General features: G+C 65.4%; 20 protein-coding genes. 9 read left to right on the top strand and 11 right to left on the bottom strand.

The window, feature by feature from the left end; genetic code table 11:
- Window positions 1-271 precede the first annotated feature (271 nt).
- From AB0C69_RS19105 to AB0C69_RS19080, 6 genes are all read right to left on the bottom strand, one after another.
- The gene (locus AB0C69_RS19105) at window positions 272-496 is read right to left on the bottom strand and encodes a helix-turn-helix transcriptional regulator (protein WP_360355107.1); all 225 of its coding nucleotides are present in this window, start codon (window positions 494-496) and stop codon (window positions 272-274) included.
- Window positions 496-1,101, bottom strand: coding sequence for a DUF2975 domain-containing protein (locus AB0C69_RS19100; RefSeq protein ID WP_360355104.1), 606 nt, complete (start codon window positions 1,099-1,101; stop codon window positions 496-498). The genes AB0C69_RS19105 and AB0C69_RS19100 overlap by 1 nt, the downstream gene beginning before the upstream one ends.
- Window positions 1,102-1,201: 100 nt before the next feature.
- Window positions 1,202-1,735 (bottom strand): hypothetical protein, encoded by a 534-nt coding sequence (locus AB0C69_RS19095; RefSeq protein WP_360355102.1) that lies wholly within the window; start codon window positions 1,733-1,735, stop codon window positions 1,202-1,204.
- Complete coding sequence (locus AB0C69_RS19090) at window positions 1,732-2,904, bottom strand: hypothetical protein (RefSeq protein WP_360355099.1); 1,173 nt, start codon at window positions 2,902-2,904, stop codon at window positions 1,732-1,734. Before AB0C69_RS19090 ends, AB0C69_RS19095 begins: the two co-directional genes overlap by 4 nt.
- A gap of 114 nt (window positions 2,905-3,018) precedes the next feature.
- Window positions 3,019-5,841, bottom strand: a complete 2,823-nt coding sequence (locus AB0C69_RS19085; RefSeq protein WP_360355097.1) for an indolepyruvate ferredoxin oxidoreductase family protein — start codon at window positions 5,839-5,841, stop codon at window positions 3,019-3,021.
- A gap of 400 nt (window positions 5,842-6,241) precedes the next feature.
- Window positions 6,242-6,973 (bottom strand): XRE family transcriptional regulator, encoded by a 732-nt coding sequence (locus tag AB0C69_RS19080; RefSeq protein ID WP_360355095.1) that lies wholly within the window; start codon window positions 6,971-6,973, stop codon window positions 6,242-6,244.
- Between the two features lie 169 nt (window positions 6,974-7,142).
- On the opposite strand from AB0C69_RS19080, the gene AB0C69_RS19075 reads away from it, so the two are divergent.
- The 3 genes from AB0C69_RS19075 to AB0C69_RS19065 all read left to right on the top strand — a co-directional run bounded on the left by AB0C69_RS19075 (window position 7,143) and on the right by AB0C69_RS19065 (window position 8,931).
- Window positions 7,143-7,421, top strand: coding sequence for a hypothetical protein (locus tag AB0C69_RS19075; protein ID WP_360355092.1), 279 nt, complete (start codon window positions 7,143-7,145; stop codon window positions 7,419-7,421).
- Window positions 7,422-7,865: 444 nt separating this feature from the next.
- Window positions 7,866-8,321, top strand: a complete 456-nt coding sequence (locus AB0C69_RS19070) for a winged helix-turn-helix domain-containing protein (RefSeq protein WP_360355089.1) — start codon at window positions 7,866-7,868, stop codon at window positions 8,319-8,321.
- Window positions 8,322-8,370: 49 nt separating this feature from the next.
- Window positions 8,371-8,931 carry an HD domain-containing protein gene (locus AB0C69_RS19065; protein ID WP_360355087.1) on the top strand — a complete coding sequence of 187 codons (561 nt, stop codon included), beginning with the start codon at window positions 8,371-8,373 and terminating at the stop codon, window positions 8,929-8,931.
- A 23-nt stretch (window positions 8,932-8,954) separates the two neighbouring features.
- Here AB0C69_RS19065 and AB0C69_RS19060 read toward each other — a convergent pair whose 3' ends face one another.
- From AB0C69_RS19060 to AB0C69_RS19040, 5 genes are all read right to left on the bottom strand, one after another.
- The gene (locus tag AB0C69_RS19060; protein ID WP_360355084.1) at window positions 8,955-9,350 is read right to left on the bottom strand and encodes a hypothetical protein; all 396 of its coding nucleotides are present in this window, start codon (window positions 9,348-9,350) and stop codon (window positions 8,955-8,957) included.
- A gap of 12 nt (window positions 9,351-9,362) precedes the next feature.
- A complete protein-coding gene (locus tag AB0C69_RS19055; protein ID WP_360355081.1) occupies window positions 9,363-11,294 on the bottom strand; it encodes a HEAT repeat domain-containing protein in 1,932 nt (643 codons plus the stop codon).
- Window positions 11,287-12,138 carry a hypothetical protein gene (locus tag AB0C69_RS19050; protein ID WP_360355078.1) on the bottom strand — a complete coding sequence of 284 codons (852 nt, stop codon included), beginning with the start codon at window positions 12,136-12,138 and terminating at the stop codon, window positions 11,287-11,289. Before AB0C69_RS19050 ends, AB0C69_RS19055 begins: the two co-directional genes overlap by 8 nt.
- Before the next feature lie 756 nt (window positions 12,139-12,894).
- Entirely contained in the window at window positions 12,895-13,371 is a 477-nt protein-coding gene (locus tag AB0C69_RS19045; protein ID WP_360355076.1) for an NUDIX domain-containing protein, read from the bottom strand.
- 1 nt (window position 13,372) lies between these two features.
- A complete protein-coding gene (locus AB0C69_RS19040; RefSeq protein ID WP_345177333.1) occupies window positions 13,373-14,116 on the bottom strand; it encodes a helix-turn-helix transcriptional regulator in 744 nt (247 codons plus the stop codon).
- Window positions 14,117-14,293: 177 nt separating this feature from the next.
- Here AB0C69_RS19040 and AB0C69_RS19035 point away from each other — a divergent pair, with 177 nt between their 5' ends.
- The 6 genes from AB0C69_RS19035 to AB0C69_RS19010 all read left to right on the top strand — a co-directional run bounded on the left by AB0C69_RS19035 (window position 14,294) and on the right by AB0C69_RS19010 (window position 18,634).
- A complete protein-coding gene (locus AB0C69_RS19035; RefSeq protein ID WP_360355073.1) occupies window positions 14,294-14,503 on the top strand; it encodes a hypothetical protein in 210 nt (69 codons plus the stop codon).
- A gap of 162 nt (window positions 14,504-14,665) precedes the next feature.
- On the top strand, window positions 14,666-14,854 hold the full coding sequence (locus AB0C69_RS19030) for a hypothetical protein (RefSeq protein WP_185025836.1): 189 nt from the start codon (window positions 14,666-14,668) through the stop codon (window positions 14,852-14,854).
- Between the two features lie 29 nt (window positions 14,855-14,883).
- Window positions 14,884-15,228, top strand: a complete 345-nt coding sequence (locus AB0C69_RS19025; RefSeq protein WP_360355069.1) for a hypothetical protein — start codon at window positions 14,884-14,886, stop codon at window positions 15,226-15,228.
- Entirely contained in the window at window positions 15,225-17,015 is a 1,791-nt protein-coding gene (locus AB0C69_RS19020; RefSeq protein WP_360355066.1) for a cell division protein FtsK, read from the top strand. The genes AB0C69_RS19025 and AB0C69_RS19020 overlap by 4 nt, the downstream gene beginning before the upstream one ends.
- Before the next feature lie 164 nt (window positions 17,016-17,179).
- The gene (locus AB0C69_RS19015) at window positions 17,180-17,368 is read left to right on the top strand and encodes an excisionase family DNA-binding protein (protein ID WP_353832870.1); all 189 of its coding nucleotides are present in this window, start codon (window positions 17,180-17,182) and stop codon (window positions 17,366-17,368) included.
- Between the two features lie 123 nt (window positions 17,369-17,491).
- Window positions 17,492-18,634: a tyrosine-type recombinase/integrase gene (locus AB0C69_RS19010; protein ID WP_360355063.1), complete on the top strand. Its 1,143-nt coding sequence runs from the start codon at window positions 17,492-17,494 to the stop codon at window positions 18,632-18,634.
- The last annotated feature ends 199 nt before the right edge of the window (window positions 18,635-18,833 follow it).

The following is an 18,833-nucleotide window of genomic DNA, read 5'->3' as shown; positions in this document are numbered from 1 at the left end:
AGCGGCGCGATCCGCTCCTCGCCCGCGAGCCACGGGTCTGCGATTGCTGCATCGCCTCGGTTCGCCTGGCGGCTCACTCGGCGATCAGGTTCTCGCAGGCTCGAACCTGGCTTCGCTCGCAATCGCGACGGTTTGGCTTGTTGGTGGTTGCTGTAGTGGTTGCTGTCGTTGCGTTCGACGGTTGCTGTCCTTGTGTCCGACGGTTGCTGGCCCTGTGTCCGACGGTTGCGGTCCTTGGGTCGACTGTTGCGCTTTGCGGGTCTCTGGGCTTTCAGTCCTGGGTGTAGGACAGGATGTCGCCTGGCTGGCAGTCGAGCTCGCGGCAGAGGGCGCTTAGGGTGGTGAACCGGATCGCCTTGGCGCGGCCGTTCTTCAGGATGGACAGGTTCACGGGGGTCACGCCCACGCGTTCGGCCAGCTCGACCAGGGTGATGCCGCGGTCGGCGAGGATCTTGTCCAGGTGGACGGTGATCTGGTGGGGGTCCTCGGGCGGCATCAGACCAGGCCCTCGGTGTCGGCGCGCAGGCGGGCGCCGTGCCCGAACGCCCCGGCCAGCGCGGCGATCAGGATGGCCAGCAGGACGGTGGAGGCCCGCACTGTGAAGCCGATCTCGACCGCGTCCTCGATCGGGGTGCCGCTGACCAGCGCGTTCGTCGTGAGCATGTCGAGGGCGGGGGCGGCCGTGCCGAGCAGCAGGACGGCGGTGGAGATCGCGAAGAGCCGCCGGACGTTCGCCGGGACGAAGACGTCGCCGGTGCGGAACGTCGCGGCCATCCGCATCAGGATCGACAGGATCGCGATGATCAGCGCGGCGCGGAGGACCTCGGGGGCGGCGAGCAGCACCCGGTCCCCGAGGCCGGGGTCGCCGACCGCCAGCTCGGCGTGGTGGGTGCCGCGCAGGACCGTTCCGCCGGCCGCGAGGTCCGGCACCCGCGCGGTGGAGCGCAGGTCGACGTCGCGGGTGTCGATCGGCGGGAAGGGCCCGGTCACGCCGAGGATCGGGAAGAGGGCCTGGAAGAGTCCGACCAGCAGCAGGCCGAGCCCGATGAGCAGTTCCAGGAAACGGCTGTCGATCTTCGTCCAGCGCGCGGCCAGTGTCATGTCTCGACTCTCCTTGGGGGTGTATCGTTTTTCGATAATAACGATAAACGATATGCTCTCGTCAAGTCCCTGTCCGTCCGGCCGGTCGCCGGGGGAGCGGTCAGGGGTGCGCGCCGTCGAGGATCACGCGGAGCTGCTCGGCGCGGCCGCCGGTGATGGCGCCCTCCCGGGCGCGGGTGGCGATCTTGTGCCGCAGGGCGGCGACGTCCGCGCGGCCGTGCCGCCCGTGGTGGAGCATTCGCTCGATCACGTTGCCGAGGTCGAGGCCGACGTCGTCGCGGACGTCCCCCGCGGCCACTCCCTCGTCCACGGCGTGCCGCAACCTCATGAGGACCTCGTCGACGCTCGGTTCCGTCGGCGGCGCCTGAGGGGGAGCGGGCGGGGGCGAGGGCGTCCGCGGACCTGACTCCGCGGGCGGGGACGGTGCGGGCGGGGACGCCGCCTGGAGCGGGAGCAGCCGTCCGGCGGAGTCGTCGCGGGCCGAGAGGGTGTCGCCGATCCCGAGGACGAGCACGGTCGCCGCCGCGATCGTGGCGGCGACGCCGGCCAGCGCGAGCCAGGGGAAGCGGGCGGCGGGCGGCGTCCGGGGGAGGTCCTCGCGCCGCCACGCCGCGGCGTCCCGCCGCCCCGTCATGCCCGGACGGTCGCGAGGACGCGGTTCAGTTCGTCGGCGAGCCCGGGTGACAGGCCGCGCTCCCTCCGCCGGGTGGCGATCTTGTCGTGGAGTTCGGCGATCCGGCCTCCGACGTCGACGTCGCGGTCGGCGGTGAGGTCGTTCTCCAGGTTCGTGATGACGTTGTCGAGGTCGATCGCGACATCGGAGCGGATCTCTCCGGCGGCGTAGCCGCGGCTGACGATGGGGCGCAGCCGGCCCAGCGCGTCGGTGACGCGGGAGGCGGTCGGCGGCGGCGTCCGGGGCGCCGGGGCGGTGATCGTCCGTGCCGGGGCCGGGACGGCGGCCGGGGAGCGTGGCGCCGACAGCAGGACCGCCGCGGCGGCCGTGACCGGGATCGCCGCTACCAGGGCGAGCGCGGCGAGGCGGGCGTGCCCGCGACGGGGCGTCTCGGGCGGAGGCGGCGGAGGGGGCAGGGCACCGGGCCGGCCCGTGCCCAGGGCGGTGAGGACGGCGTTCGGCGGTCCCTCGTCGCGGACGAGGAGAGCGGCGACCTCGGCGGCGGACGGGGCGTCCGGGCCCGTGCAGCGGGCGGCGAGCGCGGACAGCTCCTCGGACGCGCCGGGGGCGACGCAGGCGGCGATGACGGCGCCGAGCGCGCGCACGTCGGCGGCCTCGGTGCCGCCGCCCGCCGGTGCGCGGAGGACGCCGCCGATGCCGGTGTCGACGACCTTCACGTCGACGCCGGCGTCCCCGTAGGCGAGCACGACCCTGTCCGGCGTGAGGTCGCCGTGCGTCACGCCCGCGGTGTGCGCGGCCTCCAGCGCCCCCGCGATCCGGCCGCACACGGCGGCCGCCTCGGACGCGGCGAGCGGTCCGCGCCGCAGCCGGACGGCGAGGGTCTCGCCCGCCAGGAACTCGGTCACGACGAAGGACACGAGCCGTCCGGACGCGTCGCGGGTCTGGTCGCTGTCGAAGACCGTCTCCAGCGCGGCGTGGGAGAGCGCGGCGGCGCGGTTCACTCCCTGCCGGAACCTCCGTTGCGGACCCGCGCCCGCGGGCGCCGGGACCTTCACCGCGACGGGACGGCCCAGCAGCTCGTCCCAGGCGCGCCAGACCTCCATGGTGCCGCCGTCGTCGAGGCGTTCCACGAGGCGGTAGCGCTCCGTCAGCCGCAGGCCCGGTTCCACTGGACGTCACCCTCCGGTGCCGGGCGCGGTCCCCGGCTCGCCAGGAGGTACGCGCCGCCGGCCCCGGCGGGTTCGACGGACCCGGCCGGGGCGGCGGCCGCGCTCACCCGGGCGTCACACGCGGCTCGGCGACCGCTCGGCCCGCCACGCGGCGAGCAGCTCGCGCAGGCTCTCCTCGTACCGGGCGATGTTCGCGGTCTTGACGTCCTCGTAACCGCGGATCATGTCCGGCAGCTCGGCGATCCGGACGGCGGCCTCGTGCCGGCCGTCCCCGGCGGCGCCCGCGTCCAGCCCGGCCACCAGCTCGTTCAGCACCGCGACGTACCCGGTGACGAGGCGGCGCTCGGCGCGCCGCTGCGCCGTGGCGCCGAACGGGTCGAGCGGGGTGCCGCGCAGCCGCCGCATCGCGCGCAGCGCGCGGAACGCCGGGCGGGCCGTGCGGCCGAGGGCGATCTTCCGGTCCACCCCGACGGCCCGCAGCAGCGGCGGGTGCAGCATGTACGCGACCGTGGAGCCGGGCCCGAACTGCTCCTCGACGCGCCGGGCGAGCTCCGGGTCGAGGTGCAGGCGGGCCACCTCGTACTCGTCCTTGTAGGCCATCAGCTTGTACAGGTTGCGCGCGACGGCGACCGCGAGGCGCCGCCCGCCGGCGCCCGCCGCCTCCTCGGCCCGGGCGACGCGCAGGACCGCGTCCAGGTACCGCTCGGCGAGCGCCAGGTTCTGGTAGGCGGCGAGGTCGGGCACGCGGATCCGCAGGACGCGGGCCAGCTCGCCGTCCACGCCGGACGCGTCGACGAGGTCCATCGCGGCGGACGCCGTCGAGTCCAGCGGGCGCGGCGCGACCTGCGCGGCCGGCGCCGCGGCGTCGTCCAGGCTCTCGGGTTCGAGCACGAGGCGGCGCCCGGCGCGGAACGCCTGGATGTTCGCCTCCACCTGCACGCCGTTCAGCGTGAGGGCCTCCTCGACGGCCTTCGCCGACAGCGGCAGCAGCCCCGCCTGGTAGGCGGCGCCGACCACCACGAAGTTGGCCGTGGTCGTGGCGCCGAACCAGCGCTCGGCGAGCGCGAGGGCGTCGAGCGCGACCAGCCGGTCCGCGCGGGTGCGCTCGGCGATCCGCTTGACCAGCGACGCGCTCGGCGGCAGCGACGCCGAGGTGTCGACGATCATCCGTCCGGTCGGCACCTCGCTGGTCGACACGACCGCGGCGGTCCGGTCCGGCGCGCAGCGGCGCAGGTTGGCCTCGCTCGTCCCGGCCAGCGAGTCGAACACGAGGTAGGCGTCGGCGCCGCCCGCGCCGACCATGCCCGGCCGGTCCGGGCCGGCGGTCCCGATGCGCAGGTGCGACACGACGGCGCCGGCCTTCTGGCTCAACCCCGTCTGGTCGAGCGCGCGGGCGTGCCGGCCGTCGATGAGGGCCGCCGTGGCGAGCACCTGGTTCACCGTCACGACGCCGGTGCCGCCGATGCCGACGAGCAGCACGTCCGCCGACTCGGGCCGTGACCCGGGCTCCTCCAGCTCGCCGATCGGCGGCAGGGTCCGCGCCGCCCGGACCTTCGTGCCGGGCAGGACGGTGACGAACGAGGGGCAGTCGCCGTCCACGCAGGAGTAGTCCTTGTTGCAGGACGTCTGGTTGATCTGCGTCTTGCGGCCGAACTCGGTCTCGACCGGCTCCACGCTGAGGCAGTTCGACTTGGTGCCGCAGTCGCCGCACCCTTCGCAGACGGCCTCGTTGATCAGGACGCGGGTCTGCGGGTCGGGGACGAGGCCGCGCTTGCGCTTGCGCCGCGTCTCGGCCGCGCACGCCTGGTCGTACAGCAGCACGGTCACGCCCGGGATCTCGCGCAGCTCCCGCTGGACGGCGTCGAGGTCGTCGCGGTGCCGGACCCGGACGCCGGGCGCCCAGTCCGTCCCGCGCGGGTAGCGGGACGGGTCGTCCGCCACCACCACGATCTTCGCGACGCCCTCGGCGTGCAGCATCCGGGTGATCGCCGCCGGGTCGGCGCCGCCGTCGGCCTGCTGCCCGCCGGTCATCGCCACGGCCGCGTTGTAGAGGATCTTGAAGGTGATGCTGGTGCCGGCGGCGACGGCCTGCCGGACCGCGAGGCTGCCGGAGTGGAAGAACGTCCCGTCGCCGAGGTTCTGGAACATGTGCCCGGTCTCGGAGAACGGCGCCGCGCCCACCCACATCGCGCCCTCGCCGCCCATCTGCGTGGTGCCGATGCCGCGGTCGGTGAACACGGTCATCACGTGGCAGCCGATGCCGCTCGCCGCGATCGACCCGTCCGGGACGACCGTCGACCGGTTGTGGGGGCAGCCCGAGCAGAAGTACGGGGTGCGCGCCGGGGCGAGCAGGTTGATCTGCGGCTTGCGGGGCTTCAGCACCGCGTCGCGCAGGTCCACGTGCTCCTCGCCGACGCGGTCGGCAAGGAGCCTGGCGAGGGCCTTCACGAGCCGGTCCGCGTCCAGGCCCCCGTCGGGCGGGATCAGCCCGGCGCCGTCCGGGCCGTTCTTGCCGTACACGGCGGGACGCTCCGCAAGGTCGTACAGGACGTCGCGGATCTGCGACTCGACGAACGGCCGCTTCTCCTCCACGACGACGATCTCGCGCAGCCCCCGGGCGAACTCCCGGATCCGGTCCGCGTCCAGCGGGTAGATCAGCGCGAGGCGCAGCAGCCGGACGCCCCGGCGTGCCAGGGCCTCGTCGTCGAGCCCGAGGCGGTCGAGGGCCTCGCGCAGCTCCACGTAGGCAGTGCCACAACCAAGGTCACAGAGTGTGTCTTGGCGGAGTTCAGGCTGCGGCCAGAAGTGAGGACACCTGGCGCCGCCGTCGCTCTCAACGACATCCGGGCGACAAACGCCCTGGTCAGGACGGTTGTGTGCCGCGACTAGGACGACGCCCGTATTTGACGCTCGCCCCGCATGTTGCTTTGATGGCATGCAGAACTCCTGTGTGCTACCCAGTGACGATGGGACAGAGGTGTTCGTAAGGGCCGGTCGGGAGAGAGCCACCTCTCCTGCCGGCCCGCCCTGATTATGGACATGCTTTTCGGACGTCCATAATTGGCATGATGATCGTATTATGGTTAGTGGATCACCTGCCTTTGGACTCGCTCGACCACAAGGGCGCGAGACTGGAGACGCGAGAACTTTCGAGTGTCACCAGTTTAACCTGACCATGCCGTCAACGATGAACTAGACATAAGTTTACAAAACGCCTAATTCGGACAGCAGCTCGATCATCGAATTAGGTGTCTACCTGCAGGTTCAGCCTGTCGAACAGTCTCTCGAAGGAACGAAAGGGCACCCCGCCCGGCGTGTCGGGCGCACATGAGACCGCTTACCGCACCGGGTCCGCATTCACCCACACGCGCGCGAAGCTCTCCAGGTATGTGCTTGCCATGTCCCCGTCTTCCACACGCCGCAGATGAAGCACTGGCGCATGGGATGCAGCGATGCCGTAGGCGTGCGGGTTGATCAGTAGGTCATCATCGGCGCGATAGATGGAGTTGTAGAGCACGGTGTCATGTAGCCGGATCTCGACTCCCTTCACCTCACGTAGGGCGCGGTAGTGGACCAGGGCGTTCCGGATCTTCGCGGCCATGGATTCGCCAACGCCCTCGTCGCTCCCACGCTCAGCCACGCATACGCCGTCCGGGTCGCCGAGCAGGATGCGAACCGCGACCCCGTCACGCGCCCGCTGTGCGAGAACGCGCATGATGCCCATGTCCTCGGCGAGGAATAGTCCCGCGTAGGCCAGGACGCCGATCTCCTCGCGGGCGGTCCGGAAGAGCTGATGCCACACCGATCGAGGCACGGCCCATCGGTGGGGGTAGGTCGCCAAGACGTCGATCGCCGGCGGATCTACTCGGACGTTCGTCATGGCGAGGTGCGGCCACAGGTCGGCCTCGTCTCGTCCGACTAGTGAGGCAACCCGCGTCCGGTGGCGCGGGTAGGGCACGCGCCCCGCGACCCACCGCTGGACGGTCTTTGGGTCCACACGCAACCGCGCCGCAACGTCGGCTTCGGTCAGGCGCGCGTCTGCAAGGGCGCGTCGAAACAAGTCGTTCATCGGGCCTCCTGCGGTGCAAGTGAGAACGACGCATGAACGACGCTAACAGAAGACGTCCCTAGACGTCCCTAGATGCCGATGGAGAGGTCCCACACCGGACGGAAGGCTCGGGACACAGGCGAACACGCCACCTCGTACAAACGAACCCGCAAGACGAGGAGCCCACCCCATGGCCACCGAACAGCCCCCTCAGACCAATCCCGACCCCTTCAAAGCCGAAGCAGAGGCGGCAGAGAAGGCGCTCGCCGACTTGCGCCGGGACTTCACCGGTTACCGCATATGGCGTGCCACCCGGTGGGACGGACGTCTCGGAGACTGGGTGGCGAGCTTGCACGACCCGCGCGCCGGCGTGGATCCGACGGTGATCGCATCGAATCCCGCCGAGTTGCGTAAGGCCCTCGTCCACGAGGGCGAGCGCGCCAAGAACGCGTGTCCAAGGACCCGGTGATGGCACGGGAGCGAGCCCCACAACTGTCACCGGAGGAGGCCGTGATGGGGAGCACGGCCTCATGGGGTGGGGAGGAGGTGGCGCGGTTGGTGCTGCTTCCCCCGAACGCACCGACCGCGCTCCCTCCGCCCACCTACAGCGGCCCATGGCGCGCACGCTGGCACCTCACGCGTCTCGCCCTCGTCCTGCGCTGTGACGGATGGACGACCCAACTCCGCACCGAGACTCCCCGCACCCTCCTACGCGTCTACTCAAAAGGCGCGCCCACCATCGGCGAGAGCATCTCTGTTGCCTGGGGCAACGGCACCTGGTGGTACCTATCCAGCACCGGCCTATGGCTCACGCCCTGCAAACGCCTCTGCCTCGCGGCGGACAAGCTGAACATCCTGCTCCAACCCTGGGTTGCGGTGGCATTCGATCCCCTGAGAGACGAGTAGCCCTGACATGACCCGCCGCACGGCATGGGGAACCTACGTGTACATCACCCGCGTGCTACGGCACCGACTCACAGATGGCACCTACACCCCCGGCGCCCGTCTACCAAGCGAGGCCGTCCTCTGTACCGAGTTCGGTGTTGTCCGCAGCACCGTGCGGCGGGCTCTGTCAGCCCTCCAAACCGAAGGCCTCATCACCGTCCGCCCAGGCGTGGGCCGATTCGTCCCAGACCCCAACGTCCCACCACGCACGCGCACGGAACACATCGCGGCAAAGCTGCGCCAACAGATCGAAACCGGACAGTTTCAAGCGGGCGACGCGCTCCCCAGCGAGAACCAACTCGCCCGACGCCACGGCGTATCCCGCTCCACCGCCCGCGCGGCCCTCATCACCCTCGAAACCGCCGGCCTGGTCACCTGCGTCCACGGCAGAGGACGCCTCGTCCGCTCAGACGTCCCCACATGAGCCCTCCACGCCCGTGGACGTCCACCCTCTCGCGCGTAGCGTCGACCTCATGAGAAAGAACACCGCAGCATGGGCAAGAGACCTCGCACGAAAGCACCTAGAGACCACCCTGCCTCGTCGCTGGGCACACACTCAGGGCGTGGCCCGGCAAGCTCGCAGACTCGCCCTCATACTCGGGAACAGGGCCGATCTTCTGGAGGCCGCGGCCTGGCTACATGACATCGGCTACGCCCCTGATCTCGTGGACACTGGCTTCCACCCTTTGGACGGCGCCCGCTATCTTCGAGACTTTTGGAAAGCCGATATTCATCTGTGCCGCCTCGTCGCACATCATTCCTGTGCGATTGTGGAAGCAAATCAACGAGGCCTCGGGGAACCACTAGGCCAAGAATTCTCAACAGAGTTGCCAGAATTGAGTCGATACCTAATATATTGCGATATGACCACAAGCAAGGACGGAACAGAGATAGAAGTCGGAGATCGGATATCTGAAATCCAAGTGCGCTATGGACAAGGTCATCCAGTTAGCCGTTCCATCTCAGAATCCAGGTTCGCCCTAGAAAGGGCAGTAGAGGAAACGGCATTGGAGCTATCCAAAGTAGCTCCTTGAATGAGGACACCCCCCACGTGTAGTCAGGATGGATAGAACGGCATGAGTTCACCCACGAGGTAGCGGTGATCAACCCTCCCCGGGGCTCGCTCGTTAAGCACCAAGCACTCTTCTCCGCCAATCTCAAAGATCCAATCGAGGCAGGAGCCGCATGGAGTGAAGCGATCGCGCTCAGCCGCAATCATTACGACAATTGCATTCGCTGCTCCACCAGCCACAAGACTAGAGAGTGCATTTACCTCAGCATGGATATCGTGCGATCTGAACCGATGCTCCAAATTACAACCTGCAAATATGCGATCATCGCCGGAAAGGACTGCACACCCAACTGCAGTAGGCCCATACAGCCTCGCATTCTTGCGGACCAGCCAAGCGGCATCCGAAAGCAGCCGAAGCTGATTCTGATCGATCTCAATCACATTTCCTCACTTCTATGATTCTGCAACGATAGCATCCATCACTCTCGTCCACCTGCGCTGACTAATGGGGTCTGAGGCAACCCCAATCAGCTGCTGGATCAAGGGTGCGACTGAAGAAGCCCAATCAGAAGGCTTAGGCCTTATGACAAGCGCCTTAGCCAACTCGCCTTGCATGCGCGAATCCAGCATGCCTTGCTGCGCGAATCCAATAAGCTCACGAATCAGTTGATCCCTCAGCGCAGGTTGATCGGTGGCCGCCGCAACCTCGACGAGAGAACGGATTGCCCCATAACGGACCCACTGATCACTATCCCGCATCGCATCGAGTAGTGCATCAGATGCGCTCGGAGATCCGTGTGCGCCCAAGACGTGGACCGAGCGCCAGCGCTCGACGGGAGTGCTGCCAGACACTGAAGTCTCGATAACAAAGCTAGCAGCGTCTGGAGTGAGCGTGGCCCTGCGAAGTACATTGGCCAGGGTCCACCCAATTATCGAATCCTCTTGCTTGAGACCCTCAACAAGAGGAAAATCTGCCTCAATGCCATCTGGAAGCGTAAATATCTGCTTCCATTGATTGAAGTCTTCATCGGTCGACGACACGTTTGCCACAATATCGAAAAGCTCTTGCCTGCTTTGCAATGCGAGGAGTTGTCTTCCGATTCCGGAATTATCAATGCGAAGCGCATCAGTTACAGTTGCGACAGTTGCCGCGATCGGATCCCAGCGCTTATCAGCGAGCATGGCAAGGATGGTCCAGCGTGTCTCGTCGCGGACATGCTGAGTAAGAGCATAAGCGGCTCCAAAATAATTCCAATCATATATGGAGCGAATAAGTTCGTCGCAGCGCCTCCGCAGAGGCACTTGTTCCACCATGAGGCGGAGAGCGTCAAAAGAGGCGGCATTGAGGGTGATTACTCCGAATGCGGCCGGGCCCCACAGATCAGGGTTATTCTTGAGATAGCGCGCGGCTAGGAAATCGTGCAGAAGATGGTGAGAATACCAAATCTGTCCCGACCTCTCTCGAGTTGCGCCAGCTTCCGACAAAGCCGCGGCAGCCTCTTCGGATACCTCGTCCCTAAACCATTCAGAGCTAAACGATCGGCTTCGATACCTCTCATAAGCAGCAAATGCCGCGTAACCTAGTTGATCCAAGACGCCGTCGTCGAGATGAACTCTCTGATGGAAATAGGCAGCGATTGCCTCAGTGCCGCTCGGACTTGCAAAGTCCACGCTTATCGCGGCGTCCAGAAAGAAGGGGCGCCTAAGCATGCTGATGTCCTGAGGTAGTTCTTGCATCTCGCCGGCCTCACTCCACACGCGAGCGACTTCACCACTCGACAGAGGCAGCACTGTCAACAGATTCCAGCGATGAAGCGAGATCGGGCGACGGACAAGCCTGTCAGTTACAACCACACTAATGAACGGAAATCTTCCGGCAATTTCGTCAAGCGCCTCCAGTACGGCCTCTGCCCCTTCACGTGCCACTTCGTTGAGCCCGTCAGCAAGCAGCAGAACCTTTGGCGCCTGGCCTGAATATGTGAGGATCGATCGCAAATCCGAACTCGCTGCAGTGAGCAAGCCATTCAACACCTCTGCAACGTTGTTGCCAACAATCGGTCGTTCAAGAGAGGTAAGGGTCCTGATGGATACCCAAATAGGCACAACGGTCTCTTGACGTACAGCAGCCCTGAGGGTTCGAGCTAGAAGCCACGTCTTTCCACTCCCGGCCTCAGCGGATACAATCACTCTTCCTTTATCCATAGTCAACTCAAGGAGGTCTTCCTCTCTAATAGTAGTAAGGTCCCGGCTGGCCAGCAGGTCGTCATAAGTGTCTGCTAGGCCGAGTTCAAGGTGGATTTGCGGTCGATCACCAAGAACCCTCGAAGCCAAATCCAGAGCTTCTTGCCTCAGGGACTCCCAATCATCTGCGGCATCCTTATGCATCAACACCACTCTCCTCTTGCGAGATCCTCGGATCGGGCTCTGATGCCAGGATGTCGTTTACCACTCTGCGCGCAAACGTTGCTGCTATCCGAGCCGCCAGGGGCTTGAACTTCTGACGCGTTTCATCATTGTCAGCCTGGCCAATTAAATCTGAAACTCCCCGCACAATAAGAAGCCGCGGGTTATATTGCGGGTTCGAACGAGCTGCCGCCACAGAGCGGCACAAGCCCACCGATTCCATATCTATTGCAGCCGCTACTTGTCCAAACTCGGATAGCAGCTGAGACTGCTCCTCACTGTCAGGGTCCCCGTATACTTTGTCACCAGCAACGAGACCGGCAATATGTACCTTTGGTTTTTCTGCTGCCGGAAGCTTGTGAATAAGCTCCTCAGGGATCCAGGTATCGTCATCTCTTAGAGGGGCAGCATAGCTTCTGTGTAGGTAGATCGCCGGGTGGTCGTACGCGATAAACCTTCGCTGCTGTCCCCCCGTAGTGAGTTTTGCAAAGGCTGCGTAGTGGACATAATCAGGGACGACTATGTCGCCAACGGCGATATTTTCATAGCTGTCAATGCCGCCCGCTATACCCACGAGGACGAGAACTTGCGGTTGCCAATGTTCGATCACATCTCTTATCGCCTCGCCAGATTGAAGGTTGTTTCGCCCGATCTCACAATTGACTATCTCTGGATGCTGGGGCCTTTGATTCTCACCAGTGAAGTAGTGTGTATGAGCTACCCTCTGCGTGAGATCAAAGATGCTCCGCACTGCCTCCGTTTCTTCTTTTATTACAGAGAGCACCGCAATCCGGGCGTGCCCGTAACGGCCGGCAGTCAGAGGCACGCCACACTCCCCTTGTCGGCCGCCAAGCCAAATCCCGTGTTACAAGACCTCATCATGCCACAGACCCCTGACAGTCCTTGAGGATTAAGTCTGCACTTTCACAATCCGCCAACATGCTCACTTACCTCCTAAGGTCGGCATATGCAATTATTTGTTGCCCCAGTATCCCAATCGGAATCAGTTCGATAGATCCACATACGATGAGAGTAGTGCTGTGTGGGCCGATCGCAAGATAGGCAACAACTGCTGCAATCGAGGATCCACAGAAGGTAATCAGATCCACACTTAGCTGGAGGTACTTGCGCAGGACACGACGGCTATCGCTTCGGTGATAGCCTTCCCAGCCGAATATTGGTCCGTGCGGATCAGAGAGCGACGTTAGTCTCGGGGTCAACTCCTCCCGAACATACTCTCCAATCGCCGAGATTTTTTGGTCATTTACCAGGTACGCCCACCCCAGAATAATCGCCACGAGTGGGAGAGTAAGGACTAGTCCTATATGCCCTTTTGGTGAAAACGTAAAGCCAACTACGGCAGCCATGGCCGCCAAGGTGACGTACAGAAGATTGTCCCTGAATCCAATTCGAACTTTTTGCTCTTCTTTTATGCGTTCGTATTCCGCAAGCAGAAGTTGGCTTTCACTAATTTCCGCGTCTTGCGACAACCTGCCCCCTAACGGGTATCCCAATTTTCCAACCGTCATACGAGCGAGATCTGGACTAAGTCCTAGGCTATGCCTGGATGCCAACTCGCCCGTCAGGAAATAATAGGCGAGCATTCGCCTTGCAAATAGTCTTCGATTCGAGCGCGCATTGATCGGTCCATAGGGAGCTTTCCAAGGGCGCCACGCTGAACCCAGCGTACGTTCCTGCTTTCATTGCTGCCCCGGATACTTCCCCCGATTTTATGGCCTACCAAGACGAGTGAGAACTCCTGGCGAACTTCGTTGTCGCTGGTATAGAGAATGACATGTTTGGGATCGCTGTAGACGCCTACAAATCCGGTGATCTCAATGTCGATGCCAGTTTCTTCTTTGGTTTCACGTATGGCGGCATCAGTCACGGACTCACCTATGTCCACTGCGCCGCCTGGCAGCGCCCAGTTGTCGTTGTCGGTACGGCAGATCAGGAGGATCTCGCCCTTGTCGTTCTCCACAACGGTGTTTACGGAGGGAATGATCCTGTTGGCTTTGGGAGCGTTGGGGTCGTCGTAGTAGTCGATCCTGCGGCCCATGTCAGTCCCCCGGTATGGGTGTGGCGCCGTCCCAGACGCGTTCGAAGCTCTCTAGGTAAGTGTTGACCAAGTCTCCGCCGGCTATGCGGCGGAGGTGCCAGACGGGGGCGTGGGGGCCGGTGACGCCGTAGACGTGGGTATTGACGAGGAGCTGGTCATCGGCGCGGTAGATGGAGTTGTAGAGGACCGTGCGGTGAAAGCGGAACTCGACCCCGTCTTGCCTGCGCAGATTCTTGTAGAGAACTAGGGCGTTGCGAATCTTTGCGGCCTGGGCGTCGCCTACGCCCTCGTCGTCGCCTCGTTCGGCTACCTGTGGGCTGTCCGGGTCGCCCAGGAGGATGCGGACGCGGACACCGGCCTCGGCTTTCTCGGCGAACGTGCGTTGGATGCCGGAGTCTTCGGAGAGGAAGAGGCCGGAGTAGACCAGAACGCCGATCTCTTCCTTGGCGGTGGCGAAGAGACGTCCCCATGCGTCCCTCGGGACGGATGTCCGGTGCGGGTAGATCGTCACTAGTTCGCTGCTGGACGCTGCGGTGACCTGCTCATTGGAGAGGGCGTCTGGCCACAGGAAAGTCTCGTCTACGCCCAATCGCGAAGCTACTGCGTAGCGATGCCGCCGGTAGGGGGTGCGGTCTTTGGTGATCCACCGTTCTACTGTTTTTGGGTCCACGTCGAGCGACTCGGCGAGCGTGGCGATAGTCAGGCCCTGCTCTAGTAGAGCGGCGCGTAGGCGTTCGTTCGGCATGCACCCGTCCGGATTCCGGGACGTCCTAGGACGCGGTCAAGCCTATGAGGACGTCATGAACACGTCCAGTCATGTAGTGATCTCGTCCCGCAGGTCAGGCGCACTCTCTTTCTCGTAGACACCGACCGCCCGGACCGTCCCCGCCGGATACGGGCCTTACGAGAGGAGTGGTCAAAGATGATCCTCGTTCTGGCAGCGATCCTTGCCGTCTTCCTCGCTGGCTCCACCTGCGGAATCTTCGCGATGCTCGTCATCGGTATCCACGCCGAAGAGCGCCGGACCGCGCGAGGGCTCGCCGAGCCGTCCCGTGTCGGTACCGCATCCAGGCGGGTGCTCAGCACCCGCACGTGCGACGACGCGCCGGCCCGCGTACCGGCGGGGCGGTGAACATGCGCATGCCTCGCGCCATCACCGGTCACACGTGCCCCTGCGGGGCACGCGTCGAACCCGGTAGCCGGAGGTGCCGCAAGTGCCGCGCTCGCGCCCGGTGGCTCCGGCGCGGGCGCGGCCCGCAGTACCCGGCTCCGTGGCTGTGAGGAGGGTGCGTCAGTGAACGTCTCTGTTCCCCTGGTGGCGATCCTCGGCGCCGTGGTGTGGGTCGCGTGGCGGTACATGGGACTTCGAGGTTGGCACATCGCGGTGTGCCTGCTGTTCGGGTTCTTCCTCGCTGCGACCAGCGCCGCGCCGGAAATCCGCCGGCTGGTGGCTGTCCTCGTCCGGTCGCTTTCTCAGCACTGACGTCCCCTACCGAAAGGAGGGATGCCTTGGTGCCTGATACACCGCCGCATGTCCAAGTCAACGTTCAAGAGGTGCGAACGCGGAGCCTCGCCGCGCGTGAGATCCTCTCCAGCCTTTCCGACGCGATGCCGTCCATCGAGGATCTGTGGGCGCGGCTCTACGCCGCGCTCGCCGATGTTCCTCAACTCCTCTCCGAGATATCCCGGCTCTCGTCCCTGCTGGCGATGGTCCGGCGCGATCGCGCGAATCTGGCGGCTGCGGGGCGAGCCACTCTCCGAGCCGACCGCGACGGCGAGCCGGATCCGCTGTACTACCTGCGCGATGAACTGCGCGCGCAAGGGCACCTTCCCCCGGACTCATGGGGGCGCTCATGAGCCGGGCGCGTCAGATGCGGCGGCATGCGCAGAAGATGCGGCGCAGTGGGTTGCAGCCCATGGTGATCATCGATCGTGACGACCAGTTCTCGGAAGTGGCCGCCGTCCTTCTCGCGCGGGCCCTGTGGCGGTACCGGTCTGAACTGGGACCGGTCTACTTGGTGGCCTCGCTCGCAGTAGGGGGCGCGGTCCTGCATCTCACGCACCCGGAGTGGTGGCCGTGGCTGCTGGCCCTGGCTGGCTTGGCTGCATGGGTGCTCGCCATGTTCGGGGAGAGGTTGGGCCTATCGCCGCGAATCGAGCGGCTGTATGCCGCTGGCGTCGTGTTGGGGGCTGGTGGGTGGCTGTCTGCGGCTACTGCACTCGGGCCCACGGTCCCGCCGCTTCCTGTGATCCTCGCTGGGGGCGCAATCGCGCTCGCTGCGCCGTGGTGGGCGCACCGGAGGCGGCGCGCCAGAGTGCGAGTCGATCGGCAGATAGCCGCGTGGCCGGAGATCGCGGAGGACGTCGGGCTCGCCGGTTCACGCGCGCAGTCCGCGGTGGTGGACGTGTGGGGATGGCGTGCACGGTTCGCCCTGGCACGCGGTCAGACGATCCAGGACGTCATCGCCAGGGTTCCGGCTATCGAGTCGGCGCTTGGGACGTTCCGGGGCGCTGTGCGTGTCGCACCGACGCGCGACGGCAAGGCCAACCGGTTCGAGTTGCGGGTGCTCGACAGAGACCCGCACGCCGATGCGATCCCGTGGCCGGGACCGTCCGTCTCCTCCATTACCGAACCGATCGACCTCGGCCCGTTCGAGGACGCGACCGGCGCGCGTGTGCTGCTGCTGCGGCGACACGGGCTCTTCGGGGGCGTGGCCGGCTCCGGGAAGAGCGGCGGCGTCAACGTCCTGATGGGCAACCTCAGCGCGTGCCGGGACGTCGTTATCTGGGCCGTCGATCTCAAGCGCGGGATGGAGCTCCAGCCGTGGGCGTCCTGTATCGATCGGCTCGCCACCACACCGGAGCAAGCCCGCGCCATGCTGCGCGACGCCGTCACCGTCCTGGAAGCGCGTGCCGAATGGCTCACGGCCAACGGGCGGCGCGTGTGGGATCCGACTCCGGAACATCCCGCGCTTGTCATCGTCGTGGACGAGTACGCCGAACTCGCCGATGACGCTCCCGACGCAGCAAGCGACACGGACTCGATCGCGCGGCGGGGGCGCGCCGTCGCCGTGACGCTCATTGCGGCGACCCAGCGGCCCACACAGAAAGCCATGGGCAAGGGTGCCGTTCGGTCACAGATGGACGTCCGCGTGAGCTTTCGCGTCCGTGAGCGCAAGGACGTCGATCTCATTCTCGGGCAGGGGATGCTCAGCGCCGGATGGCGCGCGCACACGCTCAACGCTCCCGGCAAGTTCCTTCTCTCCGCGCCCGAACACGACACACCTCGACGAGGCCGCGCCTACCTGCTCACCGATGCCATCGTGGCCGAGACAGCAGAGCGCCATGCGACCATCCGTCCGACGCTGGACGAGGTCTCCCTACGCGCGGTGGACGAGGCACACATGGCGTCAGCCTCCGAGCCGTCCGTCCTCGTAGCGCCGTCCCGTGAAGACCACGCGGAGACAGCGCTGAGGGAGGCCCTGGACGGTGCGCCAGAGGAGGGCCTCCCGATCGCTCACCTTCTGATGCTCACAGAGCTGAGCCGTCCCACCCTCTATCGGCGCCTCGCCGAACTGGTGAAGGCCGGCCACGCCGTCCAGGTCGGACGAGGCCGCTACAAGGCGCCCGATCACACCTCGTAATCGTCTCAACGTCTCGTCTCGCGCACGCGTCTGCACGTATGGGCGGCTGAGACGTCCATGAGACGAGACGAGAGACAAGCACACACCGCAACCGAGGAGATGGTCCCCACCCACATCCGCGCACGGCCCCGGGACGAAGCCCGGGTGAGAGGAGGTGGTGTCCCCTGCAGGCGTACACCGTCGAGCAAGTGGCCGAGATCCTCAGCATCGGACGGGACAAGGTCTACTTCCTGATCCGCACCGGCCAACTCCGCAGCATCAAGATCGGCAAGCTGCGCCGCATCACTGACCGGCACCTCGCCGAGTTCGTCACCTCCCTGGAAGAGCCCTCCCTCGAAGAAGCCAAGCGCTGACACCCGCGCGGGAGGCCCGTCCGGACACCTCGCTCCGCAGAACGGGCCTCCCAACCTAGGGACGTCTTGGGACGTCTTGAGTTATGGTCGGTGGTGACCTCGACCGATACGAGGAGGGATCCGTTGGCGAAGATCCTGGTCGGCAAGTACGAGGGATCGATCTACGAGGAGGGCGACGGGTACACCGGCGCGCTCTCGCTCGGCTTCGGCCCGGACGGCAAGCGCAAGCGGCTCAAGAGGAAGGGGCGCACCAAGACAGAGGTCAAGGACAAGCTCAAAGAGGCCGTCGAAGAGCTGAGCAAGGGCGTCAAGACGGACCGCAACTACTACGTCCGGGACGCGGTAGAGGAGTTCCTCGCCGCGTTCGCCAAGTCCGGCAAGTCGCCGGAGACCAACGAGGTCTACCGGTCACTCGCCGATCATCAGCTCATCCCGTTCATCGGACGGACGCGCCTCAAGGAACTCACAGCCGACGACGTCGAGACGTGGCTCAACGGCAGAGCCGAACACCTCACCTCGTCCTCGCTCGGCATCGTCCACAGCATCCTCAAGCGCTCGATCCGCAGAGCGGCGCGCCATGACCGCATCGGCCGGAACGTCGCAGAACTGGTGGACACCCCGGACGGCAAGCCCGCCCGAAAGTCGCGCTCGCTCAGCCTGGTGCAAGCGAGCACGCTGCTAGAAGAGGCGAGCAAGCCGGTGCACCGGTTTGGCGCATACGTTGTCCTGGCGATCGTCTCGGGGCTCCGCACTGAGGAACTCCGCACCCTCAGGTGGAGCGACGTCGATCTGGACAAGGCGACCGTCTACGTCCTGCGAGCCGACCGCCACAAGGGCGAGACCAAGACGGCGCTCAGCCGCCGCGGACTCGGCATCGCAGACATGGGCGTGGACGTGCTCCGCAGCCACAAGACGAGGCAGGCGGCCGAGAAGCTCAAGGCCGGCGAGGCGTACCAGGACAACGATCTCGTGTTCTGCCACGAGGACGGACGCCCCTACACGGCCCAACACGTCCGGCACCGGTTCCGCAGAGTGCTCACAGCGGCGAAGCTCAACCCCGCCGAGTGGTGCCCCCGCGAGCTACGGCACACCTTCGTGTCCCTCATGAGTGACCACGAGGTCCCCATAGAGAAGATCAGCATCCTCGTCGGGCACTCCAGCACAAAGATCACCGAAACCGTCTACCGCCACCAGCTCAAGCCCGAGATCCGCGACGGCGCTGAGCACATGAACGACATCTTCACCCGCAAGACCAAGTCCGCGTAGGGACGAGCGTGCTCCCGACCTGGCTCCCCAAGACACCGGATGCAAAGGCGCCCCTCCCCCACCTGGATCGACACAGAATCCAGGCTTGGGCCTCACTTAGGGAACCCCTGAGTCAGCCATATTCGCACCCCGTCCGGCACCGTCCGGGGAAGTCGGTCAAGGAGCCGCTCACCTGCGAAAACAGGGGAAGGAGCCCACG

Source organism: Actinomadura sp. NPDC048032, from assembly GCF_040653175.1.
In the GTDB taxonomy this organism is placed as follows: Bacteria; Actinomycetota; Actinomycetes; order Streptosporangiales; family Streptosporangiaceae; genus Spirillospora; species Spirillospora verrucosospora.
The sequence above is the reverse complement of the archived record's forward strand: the minus strand, read 5'-3'. Positions and strand labels throughout refer to the sequence as shown.